This window comes from Thalassoglobus neptunius (assembly GCF_007859735.1).
GTDB classification, from domain to species: Bacteria; Planctomycetota; Planctomycetia; order Planctomycetales; family Planctomycetaceae; genus Thalassoglobus; species Thalassoglobus neptunius.
The window spans coordinates 1-6,412 of the sequence record NZ_SIHI01000094.1; the positions used below are offsets into that span (position 1 = coordinate 1).

A 6,412-nucleotide genomic window follows, 5' to 3' on the forward strand; every position below is an offset into this window, starting at 1 on the left:
ATCCTTACTCAAGAATGGCTTCGTCGGCGATCAAGCAGAAATCGCCCGGTTGGGGCACGTCTCACGAGCTCGGGTCACGCAGATCATGAACCTCTTGTCTCTCGCTCCCGACATTCAGGAGGAGATTTTGTTTCTGCCACGGATTACCCGGGGCCGCGACACGTTGCTCGAACGGGACCTGCGACAGATCGCCGCCGAACCCAACTGGTGCCAACAGCGGAAGAGATGGGCGGAATACCGGACACGGAACGAGCGTTGAGCGCGATAGAGGAGAATCTCAGCGGTCACAAACACCGCAATGCCAATATACGGGGAATGCACATTGAGTGATTGACGGTGCATCAGACCGGCAGAGTATTCCGTTTGAATGGGTAGTAGACATGAGGTTGGAGGTTCGATTCTGCGGAACAAAGGCAGTCGCGTGATGTTCAGGTCGCTGTCTCTATCGCAATTGGTCGTCATTTACGTTTCGACAGTCAAAATGTTCTCAGGAGTGCAAAAATTTGAATTAAACGTCCGTTGTTGCGGAGAACTCAAGTCGGGCTCCTTGAAAAAACTATGCGGTCAACGCAAGAATTGACTTCCGGATGTAGATGACAACTGCGAGGGCATTCGATCAACGTGATCAAATAGACCGGTGATTTCTAACGTAAGTTGTCATACCCACCATCGACGAACGCGTGGAGACCGGTATGCCAGCTCTCGATCTCAGTCAAAACATTTTTGACCTCGACGCGGAAGCCCAATTGGGTGATTGGGCCGACGCCGCAGTCGCAGCCTCCTTAGACATTCGAGCGCAAGGTCAACTCAAACGCGGCGTTAATCTTGAGCTGGGTGTTGGAGTGATGGCCCAACTGGAGGCCCACTTTCACAAGTTCCTGGCGGCCGATGCCACAATACGAGCTGAAGCTGAAGCGGGACTTAAGGGTCAAATCCAAGCACCGATTGACTTGTTTGGCGAAGCTGGTGTGGCAATTCGGCTCGCAGCCATCGCCCGTGCCAGCATTAGTGCTCGACTCGGCATTGGGCTTAGCATTGGTGATTTTATTGCCTTGGCCGAACAAGACCCGCGAATGGAAGGGATCTGGCTACGGTTATTTACAATTTTTATGGAGGAATTGTCGATAGGCGCTGGAATCCGGGCGAGCGCGGCCTATTCGGCCATGGCTTTCGCTCGCTTGGGGGTCACAGGACGGCTTGTTAAAGACCCGGTCACGCTTGCGACACCGGGGTTTACGATCGGCGCTGAATGGGGAGTCGGATTAAAAGGAGGGACCTCCTGGCAATTGTTTGCTCATCTCGGTTTCAGGGACACTCGTCGTCTCATTCGCAGAATGGTCGACGCCGTCGTGGATGAAGCGGTCTATGAGATTGGTAAGAAATTCCCCGACTCAACTTCCAAACTTCTTTTGAGCGAGTTGCGAGCGCCCGCAAAAATTGCATTCCGATCTGCATTTGAACTGGGTCTTACAATCGCTGAATCCTCACCAACATTTGCCGATTCTGCTCCCGAACTCGCCAAGCAATGTGTACGGGTTGGATTGGAAGAGCTGCAGCGATTCATCCTGGAAAAGCTCACCGAGCTGGCTATCGATTTATTCAAAGAGGGATTGGCTCGTACAGGACTCGGTGCGGATGCCTGGGAACGCTCTGAGCCTCAGCGACAACATTTTGCGGACCATCTACGGGCTTTTCCAGCGGAGCCGTATGAAACAACCGTAGCGAACGGGCTTTATTGGGCTCAATGGATCGAATCGGGAGTATCGGTTGGGCTGGAACTAGGTAACAATTCCATTCCTGAAGATTGCGTGGAACCTCTTGCCACGACTTGGGCAGCTACGCAGCTTCTGTTTTCCAGTGTCCAACAGCTAACCGATGCCTCTGTACGTGCCTCTGTATTGGGATCGATTTCCGTTTCCGCGCAAACGCCATCTTTCCAGGGACCGCTGGCGGTCAGCACGCCTCCCCCCACATTGATTTACGAGTTCATTGCAGATGCGGTGTCAGCGCCGGCAGGGATACCTCTCCACCAGGACCACTTGGTCGATTTTTTGTTGCGCGATCAACTCCTCGATACGCTGATTCGTCGTTTTCCGGAGTTGAAGCCAGCGCTTGAGATCGTTGCAGGACCAGACAGTCAAGCGTTGGTGGCGGCCGCTCAGACGATCATGCGCAACATCGGTTCCTTTGCACCGAATCCAAACACCGGCCAACCCGATGCCGAAGCATCTTTACGGGCGCTGTCGCAAGGACTGCGCAGCTATCTGAATGTTCGGGTAAAGACCGAACTGGCCCCATCGTGCATCAGCAACTGGGAGATCAAGCTGAGCTCCGGCTCTACTTTGATGAAGTGCTGATCGAGTCCTTTGATTTTGTCGTCGGGACGGTCTTTGATCGTGTTCTCTCCTGGAGCTTTGGAAATGTAGGCTATCGTGACGCCCTTCGAGAAGCGTGTTCGAGCATCTTGATGAAGTTTCTCGGTCGCTGCGCCGTCGTCAGTGCTGATGTTTTGGTGGATCATGCCATGCGACACGTAAACACCGAACTCGTGGAACTCGCGGAAAACGCGGATGCCCCCAACGGCTTGGGAACACTCTTGGCCGTCGAAATCAACCAGGACCCGGAGTTCGTCGCCGAGCTTACCGAAGAGTCACTGCTAATCGCTGCTGATGTTTTCCGACCATTCAACGATGAAAAGCGACATCGCATTCGCCACGTCCTGTACAACTTGTTGGACCCCATGCCTCCCGGATCGGATGCGGGGTGGATTGAACAATTGCAGAATGATGCGTTTATTCCTGATCCTCAAACTCGCTCTGATCTCAACCTGTTGGCGGCGGAGTTTGCAGAATCTCTCGCCGAAACCTTGTTCGACTTTTTTACGCGTGTCATGTTGAGAATCGGAGAAAAGGCAGGTGAGGAAATTGCCAAATCTATGGAAGGATTTCTTGAAGAAGTAGCGATTTGGCTGGACGAATTACAGCAACTATCGCAACAACTGTTCCAGCGTTTGTTGGAGTTGCCGGGCGAAATTGTTGACCTTGCGCAACAAGTTACTGAATATTTTTCCGGAGCGCTATCGGATCTGCAGGCGTCCCTGAATTTGGCCGTTTCTCAATCGGTGCGGACCTTAGTCCATGATGATGTGAAGACGCACCTGGTCAATCTGGCGATGGTGCCGTTGGAGAACGATCTCGCCTACCAAGCGCTGAGCAACTCGGTGCGTTCCAGCATTCGGAATCAATTAGCGTCGAGTGTCGACGGTCTGGTCGCAGTGCAAATCATTGATGACGTCTTTGACTCCGTTTTAACGCCGTTGCAGCTACAGTCGGAGGAAGTCCTGAACGACCTTTTGGACCAATTCCGTTCTGCAAACAACAGTGGTGAAGTTGATAATCAGATCAGCGATTTTTTGCTCGACATTTTAGAAGACCAGCTGCGTGCCGCGATCGATGGCTCTTTTGCTATTCATGTTCAGTTCGATGAAACTTACTCCTGGACCCCTCCACGTGTTGCGGTGGGTGGCTATTTTGACTCCAAGGGGAACTGGATCACGACCTACTATCAGCCCCCCAAGATTTCCAAGTCAGTCTCTTTTGATCTAGGCACCTTCTCTTGTTCCGTTGACTACTTCGTTTCTGCCCTGCGTTCCGCAGTAGGTGGCCTTCCAGGTTTTGCTCCTCTCGTCCAGGAAATGACAAGTAAGATCGTTTTGGGATTGAACACGGAGAATCAGCTGGCAGGAGCGGAATTGGAGCAGGAGATTGTCGAAGAGCAGCACGCAGCAGCGTCTGAGGAACTTTCGAGTGCTTACCTCGACGAAGCCAAAGCGGTCATTGTCGAGCCTTCTCCGACGTCGCTCTACACTCACGACCTCGACTTGGAAGTTTTGCTGACAAATGTACCGGAAAGTCTGCTCGGGCTTGGCAATATGCAAGCACAGCGCGTGTTTGTGTTTCTCAATCAATCACCTCTCGATATCGCTCGTTTTCACGTCCACCGATATGAATCCGGTGATGAGGAAATGTCTTCAACCACCATTTTTTATCCGTTCGAAAAAGTCGACGCATGGGGGAATATAGCGTCGTTAAAGAAAGGAGAACGATCACGATTCGTACGGTCAGATCGATTGTGGAAACCGAGCCAAAACGCAAGTAAAGAGCAAAAGACAGGTGTGAGGTGGCGATGGAGAAACGTGCAACGATCAACACTTGCGGCCAAGCGGCGATCGAGCCAAGAACGCATCGCGGAACTCCTACAACCCCATCGTGCTCGACTTAACGACGTGGGAAAGACACTCTCGACGGATCAACGACAACACCTTCGCGGCGGTTCAGAAAGCAAACTGACTCTCACTCTGCAGATTCCGCTGTCCGAACTTCGACACGGAATCAACACCGTTGCACTTACAATTATCGACGGTAAGCAGAAAGCTGTTGAGCAGATCGTGACATTTGTTGCGGCGCCATCAGAGCGGTCGACCGGTTGTCCCCAAGTAAAGCGGCCTCCGGAAGTTGAAGTCAACTGGGAGCGGTTGCCACGGTCGGTGCAAGTGTTGCTTGGAATGCAGGACCAAGATCAGTCGATCCCCATTTCATCAGAAGATCTGCAACCAACAAAAGACGGAGATCCGCTCTGGCTACCACAGCCCAACGTCCGCAAACGCCGACTGGCGAAAATGGCAGAAGTGGAGCGAATGAAGCTTCGATTGACGGGCAGACACGTCAAAGAATTGTGCGGCTCGGTTCGCAGTAAACGGTTGCGGCCTGCAGCATCGCCACCGGAGCCAGATACTAAGAAGCCGCATTCGTAAGTCCATTGTCCAACTTACAAAAGGTGGAGTGAATGACAAATCCAACTCGAACTCTGATGGAATCATTCGCCAATCTAATTTCCGGCCAATCACCGTTCGCGTTGGATGCACTGTCGTTTTATACCAACGATGAAGAACAATTGGCCAACGAGTTCCCCGCTTTCGCAAGTGGCTTGGAACAACCGGTACCTCGTTGGTGTTGCGCCATTGGTTGGCAATCAGCTTTGAAGCATGCAAACGGCGCGTCCGTACCACTCTCCAAGCAAGAGACGATGGGGCATCTTTATGGAGGAACGGGATATTCCGGCGTGCCGGTCAATGTCTTCAACGCTCAGATTGCCAATTTCGTTGCTTGGATTACTGATACTGCTCCTGAATACTACTTTGAGCAAGGTATCCCTCGCCAAAAAGTGTCGGAAGATCCCGTCGGATACGTTTACACTTCTCGAGGTGGCCTGATTGATATTGGACACGTCAGAGGATTGGCGGATCGGACGCGTCATCTGGCGAGCTTGGTTTTACAACATCTCCCCGATGGTGGAGAGTTTCAGATCTATACTGAGAAGGGAACGCGAACAATTTACTTGACTCAATCGATTTCCAACCCAGACCCTCGGTTGGCGGGATTAATTGGCGCTCGGTTGGCTTACGAGACGTCTGTGTGGCACGAAATCGTAACGTTCTTTACCTGGGAACAGTACTCCGCCTTTTCGCCCGAAGACAATTATTCCAATTTGCTTGGGTGTTGGGTAGGATTCAATTCGCTGTTTACCGATCCAAAGAACGACTACAATATGGCAGTTAATGTATCGATTGACTATGCGTTGCGAGTCCTCCAATATCAGAACAAAGATGTAACGATTGATTCCGTCGACTATGTCGACGATCACTTTTATCTCTACAACGACGCCTACGACGTCACGGAGATGCCTGGGGCCAATTTTCCCGACTATTCACCCTGGACAATCACCGCCCCCTTGCGAGCCGATGTGCACCTGGAATTGTTGCGGCGTCACTTTGATTCCTACGGTGTCGTTCAACCTTGGCTCGTCACGGAACTTGAGTTGGCTGGAAACTCCGTTTTGCGCGACTCGCTCAGATCGGCCTGCGGGCATCCCGTAGTTGCAGCTCCGATCCGCGTTCCGAACGTGGATATGGACGGGAACCCCCTAACGGATTACTACCGAATGGAGACTTATGTCAGTACGGATCGAATTCCTGCCTCGTTCCTCACCGGACTGCCGAATCCGATCACGACGGCCGATTTCCCTACGCTGATTGAACGATTGCGAGCCATCCATGTCGATCGTTATGGCCCTGGTACGGATCGCCCCGAAACTCCTTGATCCTAATCGTTCGAGTCAATTTGGTTTCATTGAAAGTTGCTGAATCACGGACATGAACAGTCTTCCAAAGAAGCCCTGAGAAAATTCAAGCAACTCCAAGTGGAGTTTCAGGTTGATGACCGGGATTGTAGACATCGGTCAGAAAACGTAGCGCTCGACGGAGAGGGTGTGACGGAATAAAAGCGTAGCGCCCAGATGATCACTTGTTGTCAGGTGTTCAGACTTTTGGTTTTCACCATTTGTTTGAACTGAT

The 6,412-nt window shown here is 51.9% G+C and carries 3 protein-coding genes and 1 pseudogene; all 4 read left to right on the forward strand.

What is annotated here, in order from left to right:
* Positions 1-259: pseudogene (locus KOR42_RS27190) on the forward strand (hypothetical protein); the annotation flags it as partial.
* A 433-nt stretch (positions 260-692) separates the two neighbouring features.
* Positions 693-2,357: a hypothetical protein gene (locus KOR42_RS25480; RefSeq protein WP_146512624.1), complete on the forward strand. Its 1,665-nt coding sequence runs from the start codon at positions 693-695 to the stop codon at positions 2,355-2,357.
* Positions 2,300-4,813 carry a hypothetical protein gene (locus tag KOR42_RS25485; protein WP_146512625.1) on the forward strand — a complete coding sequence of 838 codons (2,514 nt, stop codon included), beginning with the start codon at positions 2,300-2,302 and terminating at the stop codon, positions 4,811-4,813. Before KOR42_RS25480 ends, KOR42_RS25485 begins: the two co-directional genes overlap by 58 nt.
* A 32-nt stretch (positions 4,814-4,845) precedes the next feature.
* Entirely contained in the window at positions 4,846-6,159 is a 1,314-nt protein-coding gene (locus tag KOR42_RS25490) for a DUF4056 domain-containing protein (RefSeq protein ID WP_146512626.1), read from the forward strand.
* Positions 6,160-6,412: the final 253 nt, after the last annotated feature.